29 protein-coding genes are annotated in these 22101 nt (G+C 67.4%); 22 read left to right on the top strand and 7 right to left on the bottom strand.

Annotated features, from left to right (window positions below; genetic code table 11):
• Positions 1–77: 77 nt before the first annotated feature.
• Positions 78–422, bottom strand: coding sequence for a hypothetical protein (locus tag VME63_RS02415; RefSeq protein WP_325429888.1), 345 nt, complete (start codon positions 420–422; stop codon positions 78–80).
• A gap of 224 nt (positions 423–646) precedes the next feature.
• Here VME63_RS02415 and VME63_RS02410 point away from each other — a divergent pair, with 224 nt between their 5' ends.
• The 11 genes from VME63_RS02410 to VME63_RS02360 all read left to right on the top strand — a co-directional run bounded on the left by VME63_RS02410 (position 647) and on the right by VME63_RS02360 (position 7172).
• Positions 647–1132, top strand: a complete 486-nt coding sequence (locus VME63_RS02410) for a spore coat protein U domain-containing protein (RefSeq protein WP_325429886.1) — start codon at positions 647–649, stop codon at positions 1130–1132.
• A gap of 61 nt (positions 1133–1193) precedes the next feature.
• A complete protein-coding gene (locus tag VME63_RS02405; RefSeq protein WP_325429884.1) occupies positions 1194–1736 on the top strand; it encodes a spore coat protein U domain-containing protein in 543 nt (180 codons plus the stop codon).
• A 185-nt stretch (positions 1737–1921) separates the two neighbouring features.
• Positions 1922–2263 (top strand): hypothetical protein, encoded by a 342-nt coding sequence (locus VME63_RS02400; RefSeq protein ID WP_325429882.1) that lies wholly within the window; start codon positions 1922–1924, stop codon positions 2261–2263.
• A gap of 134 nt (positions 2264–2397) precedes the next feature.
• On the top strand, positions 2398–2784 hold the full coding sequence (locus VME63_RS02395; protein ID WP_325429880.1) for an ankyrin repeat domain-containing protein: 387 nt from the start codon (positions 2398–2400) through the stop codon (positions 2782–2784).
• Complete coding sequence (locus VME63_RS02390) at positions 2784–3692, top strand: hypothetical protein (protein ID WP_325429879.1); 909 nt, start codon at positions 2784–2786, stop codon at positions 3690–3692. Before VME63_RS02395 ends, VME63_RS02390 begins: the two co-directional genes overlap by 1 nt.
• Entirely contained in the window at positions 3692–4252 is a 561-nt protein-coding gene (locus VME63_RS02385) for a hypothetical protein (protein ID WP_325429877.1), read from the top strand. Before VME63_RS02390 ends, VME63_RS02385 begins: the two co-directional genes overlap by 1 nt.
• A complete protein-coding gene (locus VME63_RS02380; protein WP_325429875.1) occupies positions 4246–4641 on the top strand; it encodes a hypothetical protein in 396 nt (131 codons plus the stop codon). Before VME63_RS02385 ends, VME63_RS02380 begins: the two co-directional genes overlap by 7 nt.
• Before the next feature lie 110 nt (positions 4642–4751).
• Positions 4752–5057 carry a hypothetical protein gene (locus VME63_RS02375; RefSeq protein WP_325429873.1) on the top strand — a complete coding sequence of 102 codons (306 nt, stop codon included), beginning with the start codon at positions 4752–4754 and terminating at the stop codon, positions 5055–5057.
• Positions 5058–5156: 99 nt separating this feature from the next.
• Positions 5157–6086, top strand: a complete 930-nt coding sequence (locus VME63_RS02370; RefSeq protein ID WP_325429871.1) for a hypothetical protein — start codon at positions 5157–5159, stop codon at positions 6084–6086.
• Positions 6087–6225: 139 nt separating this feature from the next.
• On the top strand, positions 6226–6705 hold the full coding sequence (locus VME63_RS02365) for a hypothetical protein (RefSeq protein ID WP_325429869.1): 480 nt from the start codon (positions 6226–6228) through the stop codon (positions 6703–6705).
• Positions 6706–6998: 293 nt separating this feature from the next.
• The gene (locus VME63_RS02360) at positions 6999–7172 is read left to right on the top strand and encodes a hypothetical protein (RefSeq protein WP_325429867.1); all 174 of its coding nucleotides are present in this window, start codon (positions 6999–7001) and stop codon (positions 7170–7172) included.
• Here VME63_RS02360 and VME63_RS02355 read toward each other — a convergent pair.
• On the bottom strand, positions 7162–7620 hold the full coding sequence (locus tag VME63_RS02355; RefSeq protein WP_325429865.1) for a spore coat protein U domain-containing protein: 459 nt from the start codon (positions 7618–7620) through the stop codon (positions 7162–7164). The two genes, VME63_RS02360 and VME63_RS02355, sit on opposite strands and share 11 nt — an antisense overlap.
• Positions 7621–7808: 188 nt before the next feature.
• On the opposite strand from VME63_RS02355, the gene VME63_RS02350 reads away from it, so the two are divergent.
• A complete protein-coding gene (locus VME63_RS02350; protein WP_325429863.1) occupies positions 7809–8645 on the top strand; it encodes a hypothetical protein in 837 nt (278 codons plus the stop codon).
• A 138-nt stretch (positions 8646–8783) separates the two neighbouring features.
• Here the strand turns inward: VME63_RS02350 and VME63_RS02345 are convergent, their stop codons facing one another.
• Together VME63_RS02345 and VME63_RS02340 are read right to left on the bottom strand one after the other, a co-directional pair.
• The gene (locus VME63_RS02345; protein ID WP_325429861.1) at positions 8784–8954 is read right to left on the bottom strand and encodes a hypothetical protein; all 171 of its coding nucleotides are present in this window, start codon (positions 8952–8954) and stop codon (positions 8784–8786) included.
• The gene (locus tag VME63_RS02340) at positions 8951–9229 is read right to left on the bottom strand and encodes a hypothetical protein (protein WP_325429859.1); all 279 of its coding nucleotides are present in this window, start codon (positions 9227–9229) and stop codon (positions 8951–8953) included. The genes VME63_RS02345 and VME63_RS02340 overlap by 4 nt, the downstream gene beginning before the upstream one ends.
• 766 nt (positions 9230–9995) lie before the next feature.
• Between VME63_RS02340 and VME63_RS02335 the strand changes: the two genes are divergently transcribed.
• Entirely contained in the window at positions 9996–10298 is a 303-nt protein-coding gene (locus tag VME63_RS02335; protein WP_325429857.1) for a hypothetical protein, read from the top strand.
• A 353-nt stretch (positions 10299–10651) separates the two neighbouring features.
• On the top strand, positions 10652–12328 hold the full coding sequence (locus VME63_RS02330) for an MASE1 domain-containing protein (protein ID WP_325429855.1): 1677 nt from the start codon (positions 10652–10654) through the stop codon (positions 12326–12328).
• Here VME63_RS02330 and VME63_RS02325 read toward each other — a convergent pair.
• Positions 12315–12776, bottom strand: coding sequence for a hypothetical protein (locus VME63_RS02325; protein ID WP_325429853.1), 462 nt, complete (start codon positions 12774–12776; stop codon positions 12315–12317). The genes VME63_RS02330 and VME63_RS02325 overlap by 14 nt on opposite strands.
• A gap of 175 nt (positions 12777–12951) precedes the next feature.
• Here VME63_RS02325 and VME63_RS02320 point away from each other — a divergent pair, with 175 nt between their 5' ends.
• From VME63_RS02320 to VME63_RS02305, 4 genes are all read left to right on the top strand, one after another.
• Entirely contained in the window at positions 12952–13476 is a 525-nt protein-coding gene (locus VME63_RS02320; RefSeq protein ID WP_325429851.1) for a hypothetical protein, read from the top strand.
• A 178-nt stretch (positions 13477–13654) separates the two neighbouring features.
• Positions 13655–13966: a hypothetical protein gene (locus VME63_RS02315; protein WP_325429849.1), complete on the top strand. Its 312-nt coding sequence runs from the start codon at positions 13655–13657 to the stop codon at positions 13964–13966.
• An 86-nt stretch (positions 13967–14052) separates the two neighbouring features.
• Positions 14053–16209: an ankyrin repeat domain-containing protein gene (locus tag VME63_RS02310; protein ID WP_325429847.1), complete on the top strand. Its 2157-nt coding sequence runs from the start codon at positions 14053–14055 to the stop codon at positions 16207–16209.
• 31 nt (positions 16210–16240) lie between these two features.
• Positions 16241–16672, top strand: a complete 432-nt coding sequence (locus VME63_RS02305; protein WP_325429845.1) for a hypothetical protein — start codon at positions 16241–16243, stop codon at positions 16670–16672.
• 10 nt (positions 16673–16682) lie between these two features.
• On the opposite strand, the gene VME63_RS02300 is transcribed toward VME63_RS02305, so the two are convergent.
• The gene (locus VME63_RS02300; protein ID WP_325429843.1) at positions 16683–17294 is read right to left on the bottom strand and encodes a hypothetical protein; all 612 of its coding nucleotides are present in this window, start codon (positions 17292–17294) and stop codon (positions 16683–16685) included.
• Between the two features lie 202 nt (positions 17295–17496).
• On the opposite strand from VME63_RS02300, the gene VME63_RS02295 reads away from it, so the two are divergent.
• The 4 genes from VME63_RS02295 (at position 17497) to VME63_RS02280 (ending at position 21082) form a co-directional block, all read left to right on the top strand.
• Positions 17497–18225 carry a fimbria/pilus periplasmic chaperone gene (locus tag VME63_RS02295; RefSeq protein ID WP_325429841.1) on the top strand — a complete coding sequence of 243 codons (729 nt, stop codon included), beginning with the start codon at positions 17497–17499 and terminating at the stop codon, positions 18223–18225.
• A 9-nt stretch (positions 18226–18234) separates the two neighbouring features.
• Positions 18235–20529 (top strand): fimbria/pilus outer membrane usher protein, encoded by a 2295-nt coding sequence (locus VME63_RS02290; protein ID WP_325429839.1) that lies wholly within the window; start codon positions 18235–18237, stop codon positions 20527–20529.
• Positions 20511–20813 carry a hypothetical protein gene (locus tag VME63_RS02285; RefSeq protein WP_325429837.1) on the top strand — a complete coding sequence of 101 codons (303 nt, stop codon included), beginning with the start codon at positions 20511–20513 and terminating at the stop codon, positions 20811–20813. The genes VME63_RS02290 and VME63_RS02285 overlap by 19 nt, the downstream gene beginning before the upstream one ends.
• An 83-nt stretch (positions 20814–20896) precedes the next feature.
• Positions 20897–21082 carry a helix-turn-helix domain-containing protein gene (locus VME63_RS02280; RefSeq protein WP_325429835.1) on the top strand — a complete coding sequence of 62 codons (186 nt, stop codon included), beginning with the start codon at positions 20897–20899 and terminating at the stop codon, positions 21080–21082.
• Between the two features lie 18 nt (positions 21083–21100).
• On the opposite strand, the gene VME63_RS02275 is transcribed toward VME63_RS02280, so the two are convergent.
• The gene (locus VME63_RS02275; RefSeq protein WP_325429833.1) at positions 21101–21775 is read right to left on the bottom strand and encodes a site-2 protease family protein; all 675 of its coding nucleotides are present in this window, start codon (positions 21773–21775) and stop codon (positions 21101–21103) included.
• Positions 21776–22101: the final 326 nt, after the last annotated feature.

The raw sequence follows: 22101 nt of genomic DNA, 5'->3' as shown, positions 1-22101 counted from the left end.
GCACGAAAAGGGCGGGGACATCCCCGCCCGTACCGTTTTATCCACGATTATCCCTGCCGGGATAATTTCGGCCGCCATTACCAGCGCGGCGCAACCACCACGCGCGGGGCGTATCCGTACGGCGCGTAGCCGTAGGCGGGCGCCACGACAACCGGCGCCGGTTGCGCGTAGGAGTAGGCCGGGTACGCGCCGTATCCCGCGTACGGGTAGGGCTGTTGCACCACCACGGGAGGCGCCACGGCCGCGTCGACCGCACCGGCAACCAGGCCGCCGACAACCGCCGTTCCAATCACCGCACCGACGCTCGGCCCGCGCCAACCGTGGTGGTATCCGTGGTAGTCGTTCCACCCGTGCGCGCTTGCGCCCGCGGAGCCCAGCACGAGCACCGCACCCACCACCGTTGTTCCCAGGACCTTCAACATGTTGGTTCTCCGATGCGACGGACATCCGCCGCGTTGAGCCCACCCTAGCGCGCGCCGATCAACCCGCAAGAGGTGCGACCAACGATCCACATCGAGGCCCAAGCGCCCCGATCTTGACGGTCGTCACGAATCTGCGACTGTGGGTCGGACCCGATCCACCCCACGGCTTGTGGGGACCTACAACGTTGGTCGATCGCCCCATTCCCCACCTTGGAGTTCCCCCGATGAATCGCTCCCGCTTCACCCGCGCCCTCGGCCTGTTCGGCGCCACCGCCGCGTTGGCCCTGGTCGCCGCCGCCCCGGCCGTCGCCGGCACCGCGTCCACCACCTTCGCCGTCACCGCCAACGTGTCCCAGGCGTGCGCGGCCACCGCCAACCCCATGAACTTCGCCTCCGTCGGCACCACGTCCAGCACGTCCGGGTTTGCCGGCGAAGCGAGCACGACCACGATCGCCGTGCAATGCAACGCCGCCTTCCCTGTGAGTGTGGCCCTGACGCCCGGCGCGCTGACGATCGGCGGCCAGCCGGTGACCTACAACCTCTACCAAGACTCGGCCCACACGCTGCCGTGGGGCACGGGCACCTCCGCTGAGTCGATCACCGGCACCGACGGCACCCAGACCCTGACTGTGTACGGCGAACTGCCGGCGCAGGCCGACATCCCGGCCGGCACGGGCTCCGGCGTCACCAACGTCGCCCTCTCGTTCTGATCGACCGATCAGCCCACCCCTCTTGCATCGCCATCGATCACGAATCCCAGGAGTTCCCCTCATGCGTCCCACCCGTTCCCGCCTCACCCGTGCTCTCGGCCTGCTCGGCCTCACCGCCGCGCTCGCGCTGGTCGCCGCCGCTCCTGCCGTCGCCGGCAGCGCGTCCACCACCTTCGCCACCAACCTGACCGTCACCACCTCGTGCGGCGCCAGCGCAGCACCCGTGGCCTTCCCCGCGCTCGGCCTGATGACCGCAACGTCGGGCTTCACCACCGCGACCACCACGGGCAACATCAACCTCGACTGCACGGTGGCCACCCCGGTGACGATCGCGCTGACCGCCCTCGACGGCAGCAACCCCAGTGGCATTCTGAGCGGCCCCGGCGGCGCGCAGATCCGCTACTTCATGTTCCAAGACTCGGCAATGACGAAGCCGTGGGGCTCGGGAACGGCCGCGCAGCAGTTGACTTCCATCGCGGGGACGCTGCCGGTGCCCGTGTACTTTGAGATCACCACGGCCTCGGACCTCGGTTACGCGAGCAGCAACAAACCGGCGGCGCCGGGCGCGTACACCGGCACCGTGAGCGTGTCCGCGTCGTACTGATCGCAAATCCACCGCACCATCACCAACTCAATGGGGACCCAAAGGTCCCCATTGTCGTGTCCAAAGAGGCACATCCGAGCCCGGGCGCCCGGGTGTGTTGCAGCCCGCACCTCCGTAACGCCGTGCTTGCCAACCGACACCCCCCTGTTTCAATGGGATCAACTCCTTAGCAGGCGGGATTCGCCATGCGCCCTCTGATCGTTGACCGCAGCGCCGTTCATCGGCGCCCCCTCCGCACATCCTGGCCCGCGCCCAATCCGGTGCCCGTAGGCACGCTGATCCTCGCCGGCGTCCTGCTCCTCGGATGCATCGCGCTCACCCAGGCGCACATCTCCCCCGTGCTGCTGCTCGCTGTCGGCGCACCGCTCCTGGCATTCGGTGTTCACGCCGAACGACAGGACTACCGTCGGGAGAAGCGCAACTACGACGGCTGGAACGCCGACATGGCTCACCTGATGGCGCCCGCGTCCTCCGACCGCTGGTCGTCCAACCTCCAGTCCGTGCGCCGGCAGCGCCGGCCGACCTGACCGTTCTAGGTTGTGATCACCTGCACAGCACACACAAACCCAACCGCAAGTGATGCGTGCCGCATCACATCAAAGGCTGACAAGGCGTCAAAATCCGCTTGGATGGTGGGGAACCGAACACCCCAGGAACCGCCATGACCCTCTCCCATCCCGACGACGTCCGTGCCTTGCACGACGCCGCGTTCCACCCCAACACCGCGCGCCTGGCCGCTCTTCTGGCCGATCCCGATCTGCCGCGCGACACCATACGTCCGACCCACAACACCACACCGCTCATGGAGGCCGCGCGCATCGGGCACCTGAGCGCCGTCTCCTTGCTGCTCGCGCACGGTGCCGATCCCCGCGTGACCAACACCAACGGCACCGACGCACAAGCCATGGCCGCGCGTTTCGCCACAAGCAAGCACCTCGCCTGCGTTGAGATTTTGCACGACGCGCGTCGCGCCTGGGACAAGCGGGACCTGCAGGAGGTGGTGCAGGGCGCACCAATGCATGGGGATGCGGCGCGGAGGGTGATGTGATGGACGCACTTGCCTTCATTGAATACGGATTGGGCGTAGCGAGTGGGATGATCGCGGGGCGCTTCCTCTTCAGGCCGTCCAACGTCCCGCACGTCGAGCCGACGCTCAGTGCCAGGCAATCCCAAGGAGAAGATCGCGAGCGAGGGCCATTTATTTCCAAAGAATCCGGTGGATCGCGTTTGGCGGAAGCCGTTAAATCGTGGGACCCCTTCTTCGCAAAGCCCAAGAAGACCCATGAACTGCGCCTTGAGGTGGATCGCCTTCTGGAGGCGGGCGAAGACCCGCGTGGAACTGCGGGCAATCCATTGAGCACCGCAAGGCAGATGCTTGTGCGGCGACGCCACGCTCTGGCTGTTTGGAAACACTACGACCAATATCCTGATGTGCACCACATGATCCAAGTCCTCACCGACGCCGAACGCTCGTGGGGCGTCCCGGAGGCCGACTTGTCCAACGCCGGTCCGGTTGAGGAGTTGGCCAATTGTGCGCATGACTTCATTCGCTATGAGGGCAAGCGATCGTTCGAAGATGTGGTTCGCCTGGTGGAGCAGAACACACCGATCAATGAGCGCTTCGGATCAGATTTGTTGACGCCCTTGCACGATATCGTGGTCGCGCATGTATTGATGCAGGAGGCGCACCTCGACGGTCCGAGCGACAGGAGCCGAATTCTTCCCGTGCTTCAACTCCTGCTCGATCATCATGCCGACCCACGCCTGATCAACAACCGCGGCGTCACCCCTCGAAAAATGTTGGCGGGTTTCACACGACTGGCCGAATCAGATCCGACGACCGCCGAAGCCATCCGGCTCCTGGAGGAGGGCGAACGCGCCGCCGAGCGCCGCGAGTTGGAGCAGGCCGCCGTCGGTGGGGCCACCGAGCGCAGCGGAACACGGAGGATGATGTGATGGGCATTCTGATCTGTGGTCTCCTTTTTTCGTTAGGCGGGGCAGGGGCGTGGGTGATCTTGTGGGTGATCAATCGCGCTGATCACTATTGGAAGCAGCGCACCAAGCACCTCCTGGCGCGCAAAGAACAGCCAAATCCACCTCAGCGACCCGTGTCAGAGGGTGACACCGACTCGGTGCGCGCCATCCTGGCCGCAAAGGCTCCGCACAGCCTCGAAGTCATGGATGTGATCGTGCGTGCGCACACTTGGAAGGGCCAATCGAACAGCGATCGGCGCGCGCAACTTTATGGATTCCTCCATGAGCGGTTCCAGGGACTCCCCATGGACAAGTTGGCCGAAGCGGACATCGCAATGCGGCGCCAACTGATCACATCATTTGATGAGTGGGTAACCGAGTGGGTAACCTCCAGCCCATTGGAACAAACGCGGCGGCGCCTCAATGCGTCCAGATTTGATCACGACATCATCGCCCTTGCCACCGCCCCGGACGGTGTGATCGACGACGCCCACCCCAGCGCCCGACGCAGCCTCTCGGTGAGCGAGGCCCTCGCATGCTAACCCCCATCGACCGCACCATCGTCTCCGCGCTGCAGGACCTTGGGGCAACGCCCAATCCGCAGATTCTCCGTCCGCACCTGGAGCGCTTGATGCTGATCGCCGGCCACCACGGCGACATCGCCGCGGCCTTTGTGTTCGCCGCAACGCACCGGCCGGGGCTGCGGGATCCCGAGTGCGCGCAGAAGGAGTCGGCCCTGAACTACGCGGGGTTGGCCATCCTGTCCCGCGACGATGAGTCCTTGGACGACGCCACGCTCCAGGAGGCCCGCGTCCACTGCCGCCCGGGACCGCTGCGCGACGCGCTGACCGATGCGATCGGGCGGCGGACCCTGCTGGCGTTGGTGGCCGCGCGACCGACTCCTGTCGGCGCGCCGCGGCGTCGTCTCTGACCGCTTCCCCACACCAGGGCCCCACCGCCGTGATCACCCCAGCCGACCGCGCGATGATCGCCCTCATTCGGCGCCACCGGGATCTGCCTCGGGCGCCCACGACGGCGGAGATGGACGAGTTCCTCGACGCCACCTTCGTGGCAACGACGCGCCAGCGCCTTCTGGCCGAACACGATCCACCGTCTCTGGACTTTGTGCTCTACCACCTGGCGTTCACCGATCACCGAGTGGAAGCCCTGCTCGTTTTGCAAAACGACGCCGATGACCTCACGGACCAGGGGCTGCGCGACGCGCACCGCGTAGCGCCCGAGGGACTGGTGCGCGACCGCATTCAGGACGTGCTGTGGGCGCGCACCACGAAACGCGACGTGTTGGAGTCGCGTGCCACTGGACCGGCGGCCAAGCGGCGGATGTGAGCGGTGAACGCCGGGCAACGGGCGGTCGACGGGCCTGACTCTTGGGCCGGCGGGTGCGCAGTAGACTGACCGCACCGCACAGGGCAGGGAACCGCAGGGATGACCCAGTACAAGGATCCGGCCGAGCAGGCCCGCGCCGCGCAGCGTCTGGCCGAGGAGCAGCAACGGCTGCACCGCAACGCCACCAGCGGCGCACTCGCACCCGATCAGTTGGCCGGCCAAGTCGGCAGGCACCGGCGCGACACCCTCGCGCACACAGCCGCCACCGAAGCGTTGGGCGATGCGCTGCGCGCGGAACGCCTCGCACGGGAAGAACGCCAGCAGCAGGAGGGACGGGCGGTGGTTGCCCAAGCCCTGCGCGATGACGACGCCAAGACGCGCGTCGGCGGCGGCGAGGACCAGCGGCTCTGGACGGGAATCGTGCGGCGCCAAGAGACGGAGTATCTGGGGGATGTGGTGAGCGTGCCGCCCCTCACGGTGCTGTCCGCCACCATCCGGCACCTGCGTCGCGTCGACGATCCCGAAGGACGGTACCGTTTCACCTACGTGTGGCTGGAAGCGCCGTGGGAGGACCGTGCGGTGCGCCATCTTTTCCTCGCCCTCTCGGACCACGACCAGCCCGGCCACGACGCCCTGCGCTCCCTCGGGGCCGGCGCGATCGTGCCCGTGCGCGTCATCGGCGAACGCGAGCCCGCGCGCTGGTCGCGCCACGCCGCCTCCTTCGCCGGGAAAGCCTTCGTCCGGGTGGCGGCTGGGTTCCTCGGGCGCGTGGAGGTTGGTGCGACCTACGCGGCGCAGGTGACCAGCGGCGGACGGGATTCCACCTCGGCGGTCCTCACCGACCAGGCGAACGAACGGGTGTCGCTGACCGTCAACCATCCCGGCGGCCACGCGGCGATCAATGGCCTGTTCGGCCTGAAGAACAAGCCGGGCAGACGCGTCGCCGTCCAGGTCACCGACGTGCGCTTGGCCAACGCCAGCACCATCGCCCTGACATGGGCGTTCGCGCCGGGCGCCGCCTTCCGCTGATCCCCGGCGGTGTGAACCCCGTCGCAGCACACGCACCTCCCACCGCAAGCGATGCGCGCCACCGGGCATCGCCCCGAGACAGCCGCGCGGAATCTGGTTGGATGAACGGGTCGCCCCGTTCCTTTCCGGAGTTCCGCCCATGCCCCGTTTCCTCGTTGCCACCCCCATCGCCCTGGCCCTCGGGCTTGCCACCACGCTGGCCGTCGCCGGCACGGCGCCCAGTGCCCCGTCGCCCTCGATCGCTCAGGACCTCCGCGCCGCCGCCAACGACATGGTGGACGTTGCGGCGGCCTCTGACGCCCGCCGTCTGCAAGCCGACATCGGCGCCGACCCGCGCAGCGCCACCGCGCCGCTCCTCTTCGATTTCCTCGGTGACATCGGCGACACATGGAACCAGCGCAACCACAACGGAGATTTGTCGTACAGCGCCAACGCCAACCCGTCGAGCCATCAGGTCGACGCGGTGAAACTCTTGGTGGCCGACGGCGCCAACGCCTGCGCGGTCCAAGGCTCCCGGCCGCGCAACTGGTCGCAGGTGCCCGCCGACGAGCGCGCGGCGATTGAAGACGTCCTCCGCGACGCCGCGCCCCGCGGATGCAGCAACGGCCGCCCGGCCTGACGCCGCCCGTAACGGAATCGAGAAACGGCGGCGCAAAGCGCCGCCGTTGTCGTTGGACGTGTGACCACCAGCGCAGAACACGCGACCCCCACAGTAAGCAATGCGTGCTGGGGCGCATTGCGCCGGGACAAACGCAGGCGATTTGGTTGGATGGAAGCGACCAACAAGCGACCCATCAGGAACCCAACCGCTATGTCCCCCGTCAAAGATTTCTGGATCCGCATCAGCGTCGGCGGTCTGGTCACCGCCATTGTCTTCGCCGCGCTGTCCTTCGCACCCGTTGGAGCCGGTGCATGACCACCGCCACGCCCGTCCTCGACTCGTTCCTCCAATGCGCTGCGAGCGCCCACCGGCGGCGCGAGGCGCTGGAGCGGATCATCGATGTGTTGTTGCGCTTGGATCCGACGGCCGCCCCCACGGAACCGTCGGTCCACACCGAGACCCAAGCGCCCGACGTTACAGGGTGATCTCCACCGTGACGGTGTCGCGGTAGGTACCGAGCGGCGCCTGCTGGCCGCCGTCCAGGCGCGCGCGGAAGGGCAGGTCCATCGGCACCAGCGCGGACGTGGATGTGCCCACCAAAGGATGGGCCACGTCCCAGGGGCCGCCGGCACCGCTCTGCAGGCGGTAGGTCATGTGCGCGCCCTCCGGTCCGGTGAGCACCGTGCCGCCTTGGATGGGCACCACACGGGCGACGGCGCCCTTGGTGCAGCGCAGCCGCACCGTGCCCGGCGCCGACACCGGACCATCGCCAGGCACCACCAACGGCAGCACGGGCGAATCGATCGTATCCACATGACACGAGGCCACCACCTGCGCGGTGACGGTGAACGTGGCCAGCGACGTTGCGGCCGCGCACAGGGGCGAGAGCAGGGCGGTGGTCACACCGGCGAGGGCAATGAAGGAGCGATTCATAGGGCACCGATCCGTGGTGGTGTTCCCTCAGTCAACCAGACAGAGCCCCAACCGCAAGCGATGCGCGGTCCGAGTTGTGCGGCCCGTCTCAGCCCGGGCACACTCGCTACAGATTTCGGCCGCATCGGCCGATGGCGCATGAATCACCACCCAGGGGAACAGGAATGCGGAACACAGGAGCCAGGGCCTTGGCCCTCGCCGGACTGATGGCCGGAGCGGCCGCGGTCCACGGACAGGATCTTGAAGCACCCGTCTGCGGGTCCAACACCAACGTCGCCTTAGGCGACCCGGCCGCCACGATCAGCGACATCGATCGGCTGCGGCAATCACACGTCAAGCAAATCGACGAGAGCAATCCCTGCACGCCGATCACGGACTTCTGCCGCACCGACGCCTCGGACACGAAGTCACACTATTCCTGGACCTTCAACCAGGCCGGGCAACTCGTGCGCGAGGTGGGCGTGCCCATGGAGTTCGGGCAGGAACACAGCGTTTGGACCTACATTTACCAGGGCGGCGGGCGCTACCCGGTGGCCTCATCCATGGACGGCGCGCCGCCCGTGCCCACGCTGCGGGGCAATGCCGACACCGCCGGGCCGGTGACGATCATCACCTACGGCCCGAACGAGAAGGGGATCGTCCAGCGGGTGTACCGCGCCGGCTACCTCTCCGACGAGGTCGTCAAGGTTGGGGGCGCAATGCAGCGCACCGACTGCGTCTACGAGCGCGTGGGACCGTCCAACAATTTCACGCGGATCACCCAAGACGTCACGCAGGGCGACGACCGCAGCAAGCAATACGTCGAGTCCGTCCGTACGTTCAACGACAAAGCGTTGCTGATCGCCGAGATGAATCTGGGCGAACCCGGTGGCGTGCTCCCGAACACCGAGATCTCCTACACATACACCGCGTTCGACTCGAAGGGCAACTGGACGGCACGCAAAGAATGCTGGCACGAGAGCGGTGGCACCGGCACCAACCACAACTGGTGCACGACCCGCACGCGCGCGATCACGTACTGGTGATCCCACGCGGTCGCGTGGGATGTCTCGGACCTCACGGAGGCGCGCGCCTCCGTTGAGCCCGCCAGCGCCGCACGACCGAAGCGACGGCGGTGGTCAGCGCCAGCGCAAGGGCGAACGACCACGAGTCCACGAGCAGCGTCACGGCGTTCCCCGTGGGCGCGCGATCTCTTCAAACACCACGCCGGCCAGAGCGCCGATCGTGAGCGCCAGCATGCCCCACGTCGGGTGGGATAGCGAAAGCAGACAAAAGAGCATCACGCCCACGCAGGCGAGCAGGACGACGAACAGAATGTTGAGGACGGCGTTCATGGGGCGGTCCACACGGCGGTGATCTCTTTGATCAGCGTCTTGCCAAGAACAAGTGCGACCGTCCCAAAAACCAGTACGACCGTCGCCAACGCCGACACGAACGTCGCACACGACAGAATGGCGCCCCCGCACCAGACAAGGAAGGCAAGGCTGCGATGGGGTTCATTCCAGTCGGAAATGAAGTTATCGACCGACATGACGATGCCCGCAACGCAGAACATGGCGAGCGCCAGGCCAGTAATCAGGTTGCAGTAGAAAGAAGAGAGGGACCGCACGGGGAACTCCAACCGGGGTGGGATCCCTCCACACTACGGCGGCGCGTCGCATCGGCAAGGACCCGACGCCAGCACACCCGGCCCCCACCGCAAGCAATGCGCGGTGCCCCGCAGTTTGGCGTTTCTGAGGTTGTCGACGGAGCCGGAGCGGGTAGGGTGAATGAACCCCGCGCCCGGCCCATTGTCGTGAACCCCACAGCCGCCTCTCTCAATCCAGTTGCAATCGCCTTCATGCGGGTGACCGAGTATTACCCCGGCGAGAACGAGGAACGGCGCCGCTGCATCTAGGCGCGATGGGACCAGCGTCGGTTGGAACGTGAAGCGCGGCACCGGGACACTCCTGCATCCGCGCGCCGGAGGATGTGACGATGCCCGTTCCCAACGCTCACGTGCCCGCATGGGATCGGCGCAGCCGCAAGCACGGTGGTGATCCCTTGGGCCCTTCGGTGTGTCCGCCGTCGTCCCAGCCCGACTCCACGTCGGACGCTCGGGGCTGGTCTGAGATGGTGATGGACTTGCGCGCCACCGTGCTGCACCGGCATCACCGATGGGTCCTTCGATTGCGCCGACACGGGCTCCTCCCCAACGACGCATCCGTGGGCTTCACCGTGAACGTGCGGGCGGGAATCGACCATATGGTCACCACAGACGTTCGCTTCATGGAAGCCGGCCGTCGCGCCGTCCAGGCGCGGTGGGACCGCCGTCGCCTTCAACGCGAAACGCGCACCCAAGCCACCCCACACGATGCCCAGCGCCGGAGGATGTAATGACAACTGAAATCACCCACCACCTCTTCGTGTTAGACGGCATGGGCAATCTGGCCGCTGACTTGGCCGACTTGCCCTCCTTCTTCGATGTGTATCAGCGATGGGAACGTAAGATCACCCGTCGGGCCCAGCGTGCCGGTTTTCCGCGAGCGTATGGCGGACGTGCGCGCGACGACGATGAACTGGAGACGTGGGAGCGCGACGGCCGTCGCGCCGTCCAGGCGGCTTGGGATCGCCGGCGGCTGGAGCGCGCAACGCGCGCATCAGGTGTCACCGACCTGGTTCAACGCCGCCGCATGTGATCGCCCAAGGCCCCACACCCAAGGCCCAGCGCAACGCATCGAATAAAAACGCCGCCCCTTGCGGAGCGGCGGTCGGGCGTCGGTCATCCGTGATGACGTGGGGCCCCACGTCGGCGCCTGGACTTCCCGGCGCGTCTAGTAACGCATACGACGGGCGTGAATGCATCTTCACGCGCCGGCGCACAGTTTTTCGAGGCCACAATCGGGGCCGCTGGGTGCTGCGGTAAACTGCGAAATGTGGCCCTAGGGAGGGCTTCACCGCGACTTCACGTGAATCTCGGTGTCATCGTCACTTGTTGCGTCGTCTCTTTGGGGGAGGTTGGCCAATGCCGGGCAGGGAACGAGCCATACGGATGGCGCGCTTTGTTGTGATCGCCGCAATTTATTGCGCCGCGCTGGTCCTCGTCCGCCACATCTCCCTGGCCAACTGGTTCGTCCTGACGGGACTCAATCTCAGCGTCCTCTTGCTGGTTCCCTACCGGAACTGGGGCGCGTTGATGATGGGCGACGCGGCCCGATTGGCCTACATCAGCGCCACGTGCTACGAGCAGTTCGGTCTGCTCTGGGCGCTGATCAACCTCATCCCGAGCATGTGTTACTACGCCCCCCTTGTGTGGCTGTTCCGCGAGCGCTGGGGACTGAACCCCCACCGGCGCACGGTCGGCGTCGCGGCGCTGGTCCTCTGTTCCTTCCTCGCCAGCGCCATCGTGGTCGTCGTGACGATCGGCCAGATCCTGATCACGCCCAAGCCGCCGGGGTACGTCCTGGATTACGGCAACCTCATCGCGCGGCTGACGCTCGGCAACTTCCTCGGCGCGTTGACCGTGGTGCCCATCGCACTGGTCGGCGCGCAGGTGGTCCGATCGGCCCACGGCAATCTGGGCCGGGTGCGCCACCATTTGGCGGAAAGTCGCTTGGCTTACGACGCCGGCCTCCTGGTGCTGCCCCTGGTCGTCTTTTTGGTGGGTGTGGGCTCCAAGTTCCCGCACGCCCGCGGCGTCGTGCAGATGGCGCTGTTCCTTCCTGTCATCTGGTGCGCGCTCAAACACGGTTGGCGCGGTGCGGCGGTGAGCGGCACGATCGCGAGCGTGGCGATTGCCATCCTCATGCCCGATAAGGTCGACCACGGCACGCTGCAGGCCCAAGCGCTGCTGGCGATGGCGATCACCACGATGCTGCTGGTCGGCGCCAAGATCGCCGCGCTCAACGGCCGCGCCGAGCAAGAGCGCCGCGACGTGCGCCAAGCGCTGGCCCTCGCGCAGCGCAATGTCGTCATCGGGGAAGCCCAACTGCGGGTGACCGCCCTGGCGCTCGACCACATCGGCGAGGCGGTGCACTCGGCCTTCTTGATGATGATGGGGCGCCTCAAACATCTGCAGCCGGCGGTCGACGACAGCGGCTACACCCAACGCGCCACGGGCGCGCGCGACCAACTGCTTCGCCTCTCCGACGGCCTCTATCCCACCGCGCTGCGCGAACGCGGACTCCTGGCCGCGATGCGCGAAGGTCCTCTCCCGCGGTTCCTCGACGAAGCCGGCGCCCGGTACTGGGTGGATGTGCGCGGACCGGCCAGTCTGCTCACGCCGCCGGTGCGCCTGGCGCTCTACCGCATCGTCTTCGAGACCATTGCCCTGCGCTGCGGCGGGCGCGGCTATTCGGACTTCCGCGTGCGCGTGCGCGTGGGACGTCCCAAGCGCCGGGACCACGGCGTGGTCGTCGCCCTCCATCCGGATCCCGAGGACACGCGTGTGGGCTTTGGGGTGTGGGCGGTGGTGCAAATCGATGCGACGCGCCATCCGGTGCGCATCCATCACGTGCGCTGGGACGATCTCAACGACCGGCTGCGCCGCGCCGTCAGCGGGCTTGGCGTCCAAGCGGTCGCCGATCGCGCCGCCACCTTCGAAGGCCGCGTGCGCGAACGTCCCATCACCGAGGGCGTGCGCTTGATCGCCCTCGTGCGCAACCCCTCAACCCCGGCGGCGATCGACACCGCCGGAGCCGAACCGGAGCCGCGCCTCAGGGTCCTTTGAGGTTGCAATCCACCGGATCGCACATCTGCTGGCTCTGCGCCGCGACCAGCGCGGTGGTGCCGTCCGCCAGCGGGGTGGCCGTGACCTGCGTGGTCCCGTCGTTGTAGACGGTCGTCGGCGCTGCCGTCGGTGCGGCGGTGCTCGGCGCGGAGGCCGACTGCTGCGGCGTGGCGACCTGCTGCGAGAACAACCCAACGGGCAGGGTGATGTATTGGCCCGATGCGGTGCCGACAGCCCCCAGGACGTTGTGGCTGAGGTCGTTCACCTGAATGTATCGGACGCCGCCGATCGAAAACACATACACATGCCAGGACGGGCTGACCGAGACATCCGTCGTAGCCGGAACGGCTTGGCCCAAGCCGGTGGCGGGCGTCGCCGCCATCGCCTGGCCGAGCCCCAAACCGCATGCACCTACAATCGCCAGCAGCAGCGCGTGCGATGTTTTCATAAGACACTCCCCGTGGGTTTGCGTTGAATGATGGTCCGATCGATCGGAGCGGGCATTGTGCCCCGCGCCATCGTGTCATGGCGCGTGACCATCGCCATGTGGCAGCACATCGGGAGGGACGTGACGCCGATGTGAAGCCGTGGTATCCAGCAGAGAAACGCCAAAGGAGCCTGTCATGGACGCGATCGCGATGCTCCACCAGCACCTCACCGCCATCGCCGCGCAGCACGGCATGGAGGCCACCATGCACGGGCACAAGCAATGGGTGCCGGCCACCAGGGATGAGTCCGCGTATTGGGACGACGGGCGTCTCCTCAAACTGACGCCCACCCGGGTGCCCAGCCGTCCGCTCCTCGAACTGGAGCAAGACGACCAGGGCGTCGTGCGGATTTACAAGCATCGGGAATCCGATCTCACCGCGGCGTTCAAAGGCCGAGCGGTCACCTTCGATTGGGTGGTGGCCTTCATCGCCGCCAACGCCGATGCGGCCCGGCGCCTGAGCGGGCGGGGCGCCCCAAGCGAACCCCGCGCGCGGACCCATGTCCTTCCCACGCCCCCGGCGCCCGCGGCGGGCTCGTGGGAGATCCTGCAGGCGGAACGGCACCAGGTGGCCTGCGCCTGCCAAGGGCGCAACGACGCGTGCGCCCGGTGCGACGGCCGCGGAACGTATCAGGTCGACGGTCTGGGCAACCCCGTCTGACGCACCCGCGCACGCACAGAGGGACCCAACGGCAAGCGATGTGCGGTGCATCGCAACGCCGGCACGAGCCCGCCGTCAGGCTGTGACGGCCACCACGGCCCGCGCACGACGAGAGAGCGCAGCGGCCTAGGATGGTGAGTCCACCCTTCTGCGCGAACCCGCCGTGACGACCCGACCGATGGCCACCCTGCACGAACTCCACCAGGCGCGTGTGCCGACGGCGGTGATCGCGTGTGTTCTGGGGGTGCGCGAGACGACGGTGCTGCGGGCGCTGCAAACCCCGCGGGGGACAGAAGGACCCACCGATACCACCGAAGCGCCCGAGCGGCGCGCCCGCTCGGGGTCCACCGCGCTCGACGCCCCCATCACCGCCCTGTGGGTTGCCGGCCGCAGCGTCCGCGATATCGCCGACGAGGTTGGGCGCAGCGCGCCCACCATCCGCCGCGCGCTGGCTCGGTTGGGGCTGACCGAGGCACGCCGCGCCCGCTGAACCACACCCGGGCCCAAGCGCGTGGGGTGGTTGGCAAGCCGGGAAAACCTCCTAGGGTGAAGAGATCCCCAGAAGGAACTGCCCCCATGGCCAAGCGTCACCTGCCCGTCGTTCCCGCTCCCAAAACCTTGCTGCGCGACGCCAACCGCCTGCTCAGCCGACAGGACGCCGACACCGATCGCGCCGACACCGCCGCATGGACGGCGGAGCAAATGATCCGCGACGCGCGCGTCGGCAAGGACAAGCAGCAGTTCCGCGCGTATCTCTCCGAAGGACTGAGCCTGGGCGACCACGTTGCCGACGGCATCGCGACGATTTACGAGGACCGCGATCTCTTCGTGCGTCAAAGCGCCCACGCGTTGGCGCGGGTGCCTAAGAGCGGGGCGACCACCGAAGCGCTGGCGCAGGCCCACGACGCGCACCTGCGCGATCCGAAGACCCGTCAGCACCTGATGCGCCCGGTGAAATCCGTGGCGGGAGCGACCGACAGCGAATGGGCGCCCCTGGTCCACTGGCTGCACGAAAGCGAGCAGGGCTTGGCCAAGACGGTCAAAGGGGAGGCCATTGCGCGCATGGACCTCTATGTGCGCAGTGGGTGGGCGGAGAAGGATCTCGCGAGCGGCCCGGCCGGACCGTCCGCACCAACAACACCGTATGGCACCGCGCGCTCGGCGGCGGCCGACCACTTGCGTGACCTTGTCGACGGCCTGCGTCGGAACGGCGACGCCAACGGCCGAGAAATCACCGAAGCCTTGGACGCGCGATGGCAAGAACTCTTCGTGCCCATGAGCGTGAAGAAGGTCAGCCTCGACGGCACGGCCGACTGGAGGCCGGTCGCGTTTGAAGCGGGCCTGTCCACGTTTTCGATGGACGGCCGGGGCACCACGGAAGGCGGCGGACGCATCGACGCCTTCATCCGCGACGCCAACGACTCATCCGCCTGGCACATGGCCTTTGCCTCCAGCGGTGAGGACAGCCGCCGGCAAGGCGATCAGATGACGCGCCATGTGGGCGGTGTGTTGACGGGGATGGAACTCGGCGCGCCGCCGTTCGGGGAGAACGACCGCCTGGCATCCATTCACTACTACGCGCCGGCGATTGTCACGCGCGAGCGCGCCGAACACATCGGCCTCGCCGACAGCCGTGGGGTCATTCGGCACATGCAGGAGTCGGTGAACCGTCTGGCGCTCTACGCGCAACTCGATGATTCGCACATCCACCGCCAACAGGGCATCGGCAACGCCGTCCTGGCCACCCGCCACATGGCCGTCGGTGCGGGAAGCACGACCGAAGGGTGCGCGCTCTCCGACGTCGATCCCAAGCGCCACGCGCAGCAGATCGTTGGGGCGATCAAGGACCTCGCTCATGTGCGGTGGAATCGCGCCATCGAGCGCGCCGGCGAAACGCCGGTGCACGACACCATCTTGCCGCTGGCGATGGCGGCGCTGAGCGGCATGGCGAGCCACTATCCCGAGACCGTGCCCGATTTGCGCAAGGCCATTCCCAGCCTCAACGCGATCGCGCAGCAGTACCCCATTTCGGAAACCGGATTGGCCAAACATCTGACCAACACCGGCATCACCTTGAAGCACGGGGACACCCAACCGCTGCCCGCGCAGAAGCCGCTCAGCGAGGACGATCAGATTGCGCTGCGCGCCCGCATCGACGACGACCGCAACCGCGCGGAAGGCGCGAACGTGGTGACGCGTGCGCTGCACGGGCAGTTGGACGCGCGCGACACCCACGGCAACACGGCCCTGCACATTGCGGCGTGGACGCGCGATCTCACCTTGGCGCGCAAACTTCTGGATCAGGGCGCGCGCGTGGACGTGGTGAACGAGAACCAGCACACCCCGTTGCATGTTGCGGCTAAGGTCGTGCCGCGCACCAATCTGGGTCGGGCCGACAACGGCGCGCTGATCGGCATGATGGCCCAAGCCGGCGGACGCGCGGCGATCAACATGGCCGACGCCGAAGGCGACACCGCCCTGCACATCGCGGCCTCCCGGGGCCAGGACAACGCGGTGATGCACCTTCTCAAACACGGCGCCGACGCCAGCCGGCTCAACAACGACAACGAGACGGCCCGTGATCTCGCCGCCCAATACGGCAACGTGGTGCGCAGCCCATCGCTGCGGCAATCCGCGGACAAGTGCGTTCTCGTGATCGACACCATCTCGGCCATGCAGATGGAGGTGCAACAGCAGCGGCACTCCCAGAGCCGCCGTCGGGTGCACGGGTGAAATCCGACGCCCCACACCAAGGCCCCAGCGCATGACGCCCCACCTCCTCACGGATCCGCATCTGATTCGCTACGTCCAGGGATGGGCGGTCCCGCCGCGCGCGCTCCCTGCGTGGCGCGGGGCATCGCCCGCCGAACGCATCGCGCTTCTGGTTCCCACGACGCTCGCGCGCTTTCGCCTGGCGTGCGACACCGGCGTGACGGACGTGGCGTGCGCGCAGATGCCTGATGTGGGACCGATGTTGTGGGACGAGATTCGCCGCGAGGAACCGAAGCGGCGCGCGCAATCGATGGGGTGGCTCCGCCGCTTGAACACCGACGAGCGCCGCCGCCTCGACGCCGCGTGGATCGTGCTGCAAGACGCCGCGCACGACGCCCGGGCCGCGGAGGTGCTCGCGCTGCGGCACCAGCGGCGCGAAGCGATCGCCAACGCCAAGCGTCTCCGTCGATCCACCGCTGCGTAATCGGTGCCCGTCAGGGCGGCGGCGGCACGACGGTGACGGTGGACCCTTTGGCCGCGTTGGCGGTGGCGACCAGGTGCTGCGACAACGCCCAGCGTTCGGCTTGACCCGCGCGGGCCGCCTTGTTCGTCTGGAAGATCCGCTGCAACAAGGTCGGATCGTCCAACGGTTCGGGTTGTTGACCCGGGAACCATGTCCAATCGTGGAACGTGAGCGGCGCGCCGCCGGGATAAATGATGGACTGCCAGTACGGATCTTCAATCGTCCAGATCGTTGCGGAATCGGGAGTCTCAATGGGCTCGCACTTCATCACGTGGAACACCCCGTCGCTGGCGTAGCCGGCCAAAGGATGGTGCCCCACCATCGGGTAATAGGTCAGCCGATGGGGACCGGCGCAGTGGAAGGTGAGCACCACCTCGTTCGTGTGGGTTCCCGAACGCAGATCGTGGCGGAGCCCTCGCACGCTGAAGTTGGCGTGGCCGCTCACGTCCCGTCCGAAGATGGTCTTCGTTGTCAGGATGCCAATCGCATCCTCCAGTGAGGTCACGTGCAGCAGCGTGCACGCGTCCTGAGCGATCGCGCCCACGGCGGGGTAGGTCAGAGGCGGTAAGGGCTGAGCGGACATGGTCAACCTCGGAGGGGCGTTCGGCCGATCGTGCCACAACGCCCGAGGACAATGTCCCCACCACAGCGCACAGGTCCCACACCGCAACTGCACGGCGCCTCACACTCCGTCCGGTTGCCAACGTGCACCTTTTTGAGAGGGTGAAGGGGAACCAGGGACCGCCCCCGTCCCGAACCCCAACCGCCCCAGGAGTTTCCCTCTCATGTTCCTCCGCCCGACCGCTCTGGCCGTCGCTTTGCTGTGCGCCGTTGCCACCGCCCACGCCGCCGACGCGCCCTCCACGCACACCGTGGGCGCGATTGAAGTCAGCCCGATCGTGCAGGTCAACAGTCTGACCACGCGCGCCTCGTCCTACACACTCACGAACCGCACGGGATGCCCCGTGCGCGAGCAGATGCGCGTGATGACATGGACGGGCACCAGCGCCGATGGCGCGCGTGTGGAGAGCGACACCTCGGACGTGCAGATCCGGCCGGCGATCGTGACCATTCCGGACCAGGGCACGCAGATCGCCCGCGTGATCCACGTGGCGCCGCCCGGCGCGCGCGAGGAGCAGTACCGCGTGCACTTCGATCCCATCGTCGCCCCCGGCGACACGTGCCAGGGTGCGGTCCCCGCCGCGGCCGGGAAGATTTCGGCGCTGGTGACGCTGGTCCAGCACATCGACGTGCCGCTGTTCTACCGCGGCGCGGACATGACCGCGCATGTGACCGCCGCGTGGCAGGGCACGAAGATTGTGCTGCGCAACGACGGCACGGCCACCGCCAAGATCTGGTCCATTGGCGACGGCAAGCAGGTCTGGAACAAGCAGGCCAACTACGTCCTGCCGGGGCAGTCGGGGACGTTCGAAACCGGGCACACCGCGCCGGCGCAAGTGACCCTGGTGATGGGTGACACCAAGCCTGTCACCACGGTCCTGCCCATTCCCTGAGCCTCCCCCATGCGCACGCGGGCGTTGCTGGTCGCCCTGGTCCTGGCGGTGGGCGCTCCGATCGGAGCCGCCCACGCCGACGCGGCCGCCGACCGCGTCTGGCTGGACACTACGATGAACGGCCGTGCGGTCGGCCAGGCGGTGGAGTACGTCCAGCACGGGGACGTGCTGAGCGCGCCGGCGGTCACCTGGCGCGGCCTCACGGTGATCCTGAAACCCGGCGAGACCGGAACGCTCACCAACGTCCAACTGGGCCTCACCTGCACCATCGACACGCCCAACCAGGCGGTGGCCTGCACGGGGCCGGCGGCCCGTTTTCCATTGGAGAAAGTCGGCGCGGCGGTGCGCACGGCCCTGCCCACCACACCGAACGCCATGGGCCTCCTGCTCGGCTACGACCTCGCCGTGGCGCGCACGCCCACCAGCACGTCGTGGTCCAGCAGCCAGGACGCCCGGTTCGTGACCCCGTGGGGCGTCTTGGAATCAACGGGGCAACTGGACGACACCGCGAGCCAGGGGCTGCTCTACAAGCGGGGACTGACGACCTGGACCACCGACTGGGCGAGCAAACGCCTCACCTTCCAAGCCGGGGACATCGCCACCAACCCGGTGGCCAACCTCTCCTCCGCGCTCCTGGGCGGCGTGCGCCTGGCCAGCGACCCATCGCTCGATCCCTCCAGCCCGTCGTACCCCATTCCGGTGATCGGCGGCGTGGCCGTGGGGCCCTCGAAAATCGATGCGTACTTGAACGCCGCGCCCTTGGGCACGGTGGCGCAGGTCGGGCAGGGCGGCTACCAACTGGCCACACCGGTGGCCGCGGGCGGGGCGAACGCGATGACCCTGGTGGCCACCGACGCGTTCGGCCGGCAAACTACGATCGTCGACAGTTTCTACGTCTCGCCGACCTTGTTGCGCCCTGGGCTCGATCGCTGGGACGTGGATGTGGGGGCGGCGCGTGTCGACGGCGGAGACACGTACAGCACGCCCGGATTGTCCGCCTCGTACCAGCGCGGCCTGAGCGATCACTGGACCGTCCAGGGCGCGACGCAGTCGACCGCCAGCGCGCACAACCTCATCGCCGGCGCGATCACGGGCGGACGGTGGGGCACGGCGGATCTCACGCTGGGCGCGTCCACGGGCGCCGCCACCGGCGGTTCCGGGCATTTGATCAACGCCGACTATTCGTACATCGGCCGGCGTTGGCAGATCGGTTTCGGTGAGGCTCTCACCTCACGCGGATGGTGGGATCTGTCGCAAGGGGACTACGACGCCACCGAGCGCGGGCTCATCACGCAGCGCCAATCCACCATCACCTTGGGCTGGACGCCCACGCCCGCGGTCCAGGTGCAAGGCACCTACGCGCGCGTGACGATGCGCAGCGGCACCACGCAAGGGCGCAGCGATCTGCGGGCGACGTGGAATCACAACGCGATGACCGTCGCGCTGGACCTGGAGCACGCCAGCCGCGACAACGCCGTGATGCTCTCGGCCTCCATTCCCCTCGGGCACTCCATATCGCTCAACGCGCAAGCGTTGGACGATGCGCGCCAGGGCGCCAGCGGGCAGGTGGAGGCCATGGGCACCTGGACCAAAGGCGACACTCTGGGGCAGTGGGACACAACGGTGGACCGCACCACCTCCGGCCTCGTCACATCGAACGAACACGTGATGTGGCGCAACGACCACATCCAGGACGACGCGACCATTTCGACCAGCGGCACCCAGGTCTCGGAAAGCAACACGATCTCAGGCGCGCTCTGGATGGGCTCGGGCGCGACCCTCCAAACCGTGCAGCCGGTCTACGACGCTTTTGCCGTCGTGCGCGTGCCCGGGGTGAAAGGTGTGCGGGTGTATTTGGAAAACCGCCTCATGGGCCGCACCAACGCCAACGGCACCCTGGTCGTCGCGCCCCTGACATCGCTCAGCGCCAACAGCATTCGCATCGACGCCGAAGACCTGCCCATCGGAGTCGACGTCAAAGACGTCGTGCAAACGGCCGTCCCCAACCGCAAGAGCGGCACGCTGATTGTGTTCCAAATCGCCGGGCAGACGGCGCGTGAGTTCATTCTCTCCGACGCCCACGGGCGCCACCTCCCCGTCGGCTCGTCCGTGACCGCGCACGCCACGACGGTGCCTGAGGACACCGTGGTCGGCAACGACGGCGTGGTGTACTTGGAAGACACCGCGCCGGGCGCGGACATCACCGTGGATCTCGGCGCCGTCGGCATGTGCCACGCGACGATCCCCACGCCGCTGCCCCACGCCGACGCGATTGCACCCCTCACATGCCGGAGCGCGCCGTGACGCGGGCGACCCAACAAGGCACCGCGCACCGCAACGCCTGCCGCCGGCTGCGCGCGCAGGGCCTCACCCACCGCGCGATCGCCCGGCGCCTCGGCATCACCCACCAGGCCGTGGCCCGCCACCTGCGCGGCGCGCTCGCGCCGACCGATCGCATCACCGATCGCCGGCTGTTGGTGGCCGCCCACCCGCACGTGAGCAGCCGGGCGTTGGCGGTAGCGCTTCGCGTGAGCCGCTGGACCATCGAGCGCGACCGGCGGGTATTGGCCGCCACCACCGAAGCGTAAGACCGACGAGCCACACCCGGGCCCAGCCGCCCGATAGACACCCCGTGGGAATCTGTTGTCATGGTCGCCTTCCGGAGGCCCCCATGACCGATCCCATTCCCGCTCAGGTGCGCGCCCGCATGCTCGAGCGCTCCAACGCCACCCGTCGGCGCGATCGGGACAAAGCCATCGCCCTCATGCGCGCGATGCGCGACGGCGGCCTGAGCCAACAGGTCATCGCGGCGATAACGGGGTACAGTCCGACGACCGTGAAGCGGTATCTGAGATGACGGACAACAGGACGCGGCTCAAGCCCCAAACGCCAGGCCGGTGATGGCGAGCGAGAGGACGGTTACATAGACGTCGACGGCAAAACTCATCCACGAGTTGAGGGCTCGAAGCGCGCGCACAACATGCGCTGACGGGAGCACGTCGTCCATGGGGCACGAACGTACGGATGAGATCACCGATCGCACCAGCAATCCGCCATCTGCCTCGGGAAACGGTACAAGACTGTAGACACCGTAGATCAGGAAGACGTTGGCCGTGAGGAGTTCCAGCGCGGTTCCAAAGCCCACCGATCCAGCCGCGACGTTGTCCACGTGGAGCAGGTGGTGCAGCAACGCCATCAAGCCGAACGCGAACGCAATGTTGGCACTCGGGCCGGCGGCAACGATCGCCACAAACTTACTGAGATTGAAGTTCGAGCCGCCATCGTGCGGCTCCGTGCCATCGATCGCATCGAGGTCCGATTCGGCCTTGCCGAGCCGGATGTGGCCGCCGAAGGGAACCCACCCCACCTGGTAGGACACCCCGTCACGTCCCACCCGGTCCCACAAAAGCGGTCCGGATCCAATGACCAGCGCCGACGGTCGGACGCCCACGCAACGGGCCACCGCAAAGTGGCCCAACTCATGAACAGCAACGCACAAAAAGGTTGCGATGTACAGGCTGACGAGGGCGTCAACGATGTGGAACAGCATGACGATGCGCTCAGTCCATCACAATGCCGACGGCGATCGGGGCGAAGGCGCCGAAAACGCCAGAGCCACAAGAACAACGCGATGGATATGCATACAAAGGTTCCGCGGTTTGGGGTCCTTTCAACCTAACGGGTCGCCACCGACCCACAAGGTCGCAACGCCCTCCGGCGCGCCGTTGTGTGAGCCGTCCCACGCGGGACTGGACAACCCTTCGAAGGCGCGTAGAGTGCCGCCCCCCAACCACCGTGCCCTCAGGATTCGAGGGGCGTTCCGAGACCGTGTGAGCCCACGCAGAACCCGGCGCAAGCAATGCGTGCTGGTGCACA

Source organism: Dyella sp. (genome assembly GCF_035503745.1).
Taxonomy (GTDB): Bacteria; Pseudomonadota; Gammaproteobacteria; order Xanthomonadales; family Rhodanobacteraceae; genus Dyella_B.
This window is presented reverse-complemented; position numbering and strand designations above follow the sequence as displayed.

What these genes read in the sequence shown, in the direction of transcription:
- VME63_RS02290 (WP_325429839.1), top strand. Translation starts at nt 18,235, where the DNA reads ATGCGCACGCGGGCGTTGCTGGTCGCCCTGGTCCTGGCGGTGGGCGCT.
- VME63_RS02275 (WP_325429833.1), bottom strand. Translation starts at nt 21,775, where the DNA reads ATGCTGTTCCACATCGTTGACGCCCTCGTCAGCCTGTACATCGCAACC.
- VME63_RS02345 (WP_325429861.1), bottom strand. Translation starts at nt 8,954, where the DNA reads ATGAACGCCGTCCTCAACATTCTGTTCGTCGTCCTGCTCGCCTGCGTG.
- VME63_RS02365 (WP_325429869.1), top strand. Translation starts at nt 6,226, where the DNA reads ATGCCCCGTTTCCTCGTTGCCACCCCCATCGCCCTGGCCCTCGGGCTT.
- VME63_RS02415 (WP_325429888.1), bottom strand. Translation starts at nt 422, where the DNA reads ATGTTGAAGGTCCTGGGAACAACGGTGGTGGGTGCGGTGCTCGTGCTG.
- VME63_RS02305 (WP_325429845.1), top strand. Translation starts at nt 16,241, where the DNA reads ATGACGCCCCACCTCCTCACGGATCCGCATCTGATTCGCTACGTCCAG.
- VME63_RS02410 (WP_325429886.1), top strand. Translation starts at nt 647, where the DNA reads ATGAATCGCTCCCGCTTCACCCGCGCCCTCGGCCTGTTCGGCGCCACC.
- VME63_RS02395 (WP_325429880.1), top strand. Translation starts at nt 2,398, where the DNA reads ATGACCCTCTCCCATCCCGACGACGTCCGTGCCTTGCACGACGCCGCG.
- VME63_RS02405 (WP_325429884.1), top strand. Translation starts at nt 1,194, where the DNA reads ATGCGTCCCACCCGTTCCCGCCTCACCCGTGCTCTCGGCCTGCTCGGC.
- VME63_RS02375 (WP_325429873.1), top strand. Translation starts at nt 4,752, where the DNA reads ATGGACGAGTTCCTCGACGCCACCTTCGTGGCAACGACGCGCCAGCGC.
- VME63_RS02400 (WP_325429882.1), top strand. Translation starts at nt 1,922, where the DNA reads ATGCGCCCTCTGATCGTTGACCGCAGCGCCGTTCATCGGCGCCCCCTC.
- VME63_RS02325 (WP_325429853.1), bottom strand. Translation starts at nt 12,776, where the DNA reads ATGAAAACATCGCACGCGCTGCTGCTGGCGATTGTAGGTGCATGCGGT.
- VME63_RS02360 (WP_325429867.1), top strand. Translation starts at nt 6,999, where the DNA reads ATGACCACCGCCACGCCCGTCCTCGACTCGTTCCTCCAATGCGCTGCG.
- VME63_RS02335 (WP_325429857.1), top strand. Translation starts at nt 9,996, where the DNA reads ATGACAACTGAAATCACCCACCACCTCTTCGTGTTAGACGGCATGGGC.
- VME63_RS02370 (WP_325429871.1), top strand. Translation starts at nt 5,157, where the DNA reads ATGACCCAGTACAAGGATCCGGCCGAGCAGGCCCGCGCCGCGCAGCGT.
- VME63_RS02320 (WP_325429851.1), top strand. Translation starts at nt 12,952, where the DNA reads ATGGACGCGATCGCGATGCTCCACCAGCACCTCACCGCCATCGCCGCG.
- VME63_RS02300 (WP_325429843.1), bottom strand. Translation starts at nt 17,294, where the DNA reads ATGTCCGCTCAGCCCTTACCGCCTCTGACCTACCCCGCCGTGGGCGCG.
- VME63_RS02390 (WP_325429879.1), top strand. Translation starts at nt 2,784, where the DNA reads ATGGACGCACTTGCCTTCATTGAATACGGATTGGGCGTAGCGAGTGGG.
- VME63_RS02380 (WP_325429875.1), top strand. Translation starts at nt 4,246, where the DNA reads ATGCTAACCCCCATCGACCGCACCATCGTCTCCGCGCTGCAGGACCTT.
- VME63_RS02310 (WP_325429847.1), top strand. Translation starts at nt 14,053, where the DNA reads ATGGCCAAGCGTCACCTGCCCGTCGTTCCCGCTCCCAAAACCTTGCTG.
- VME63_RS02355 (WP_325429865.1), bottom strand. Translation starts at nt 7,620, where the DNA reads ATGAATCGCTCCTTCATTGCCCTCGCCGGTGTGACCACCGCCCTGCTC.
- VME63_RS02295 (WP_325429841.1), top strand. Translation starts at nt 17,497, where the DNA reads ATGTTCCTCCGCCCGACCGCTCTGGCCGTCGCTTTGCTGTGCGCCGTT.
- VME63_RS02285 (WP_325429837.1), top strand. Translation starts at nt 20,511, where the DNA reads ATGCCGGAGCGCGCCGTGACGCGGGCGACCCAACAAGGCACCGCGCAC.
- VME63_RS02385 (WP_325429877.1), top strand. Translation starts at nt 3,692, where the DNA reads ATGGGCATTCTGATCTGTGGTCTCCTTTTTTCGTTAGGCGGGGCAGGG.
- VME63_RS02280 (WP_325429835.1), top strand. Translation starts at nt 20,897, where the DNA reads ATGACCGATCCCATTCCCGCTCAGGTGCGCGCCCGCATGCTCGAGCGC.
- VME63_RS02315 (WP_325429849.1), top strand. Translation starts at nt 13,655, where the DNA reads ATGGCCACCCTGCACGAACTCCACCAGGCGCGTGTGCCGACGGCGGTG.
- VME63_RS02330 (WP_325429855.1), top strand. Translation starts at nt 10,652, where the DNA reads ATGGCGCGCTTTGTTGTGATCGCCGCAATTTATTGCGCCGCGCTGGTC.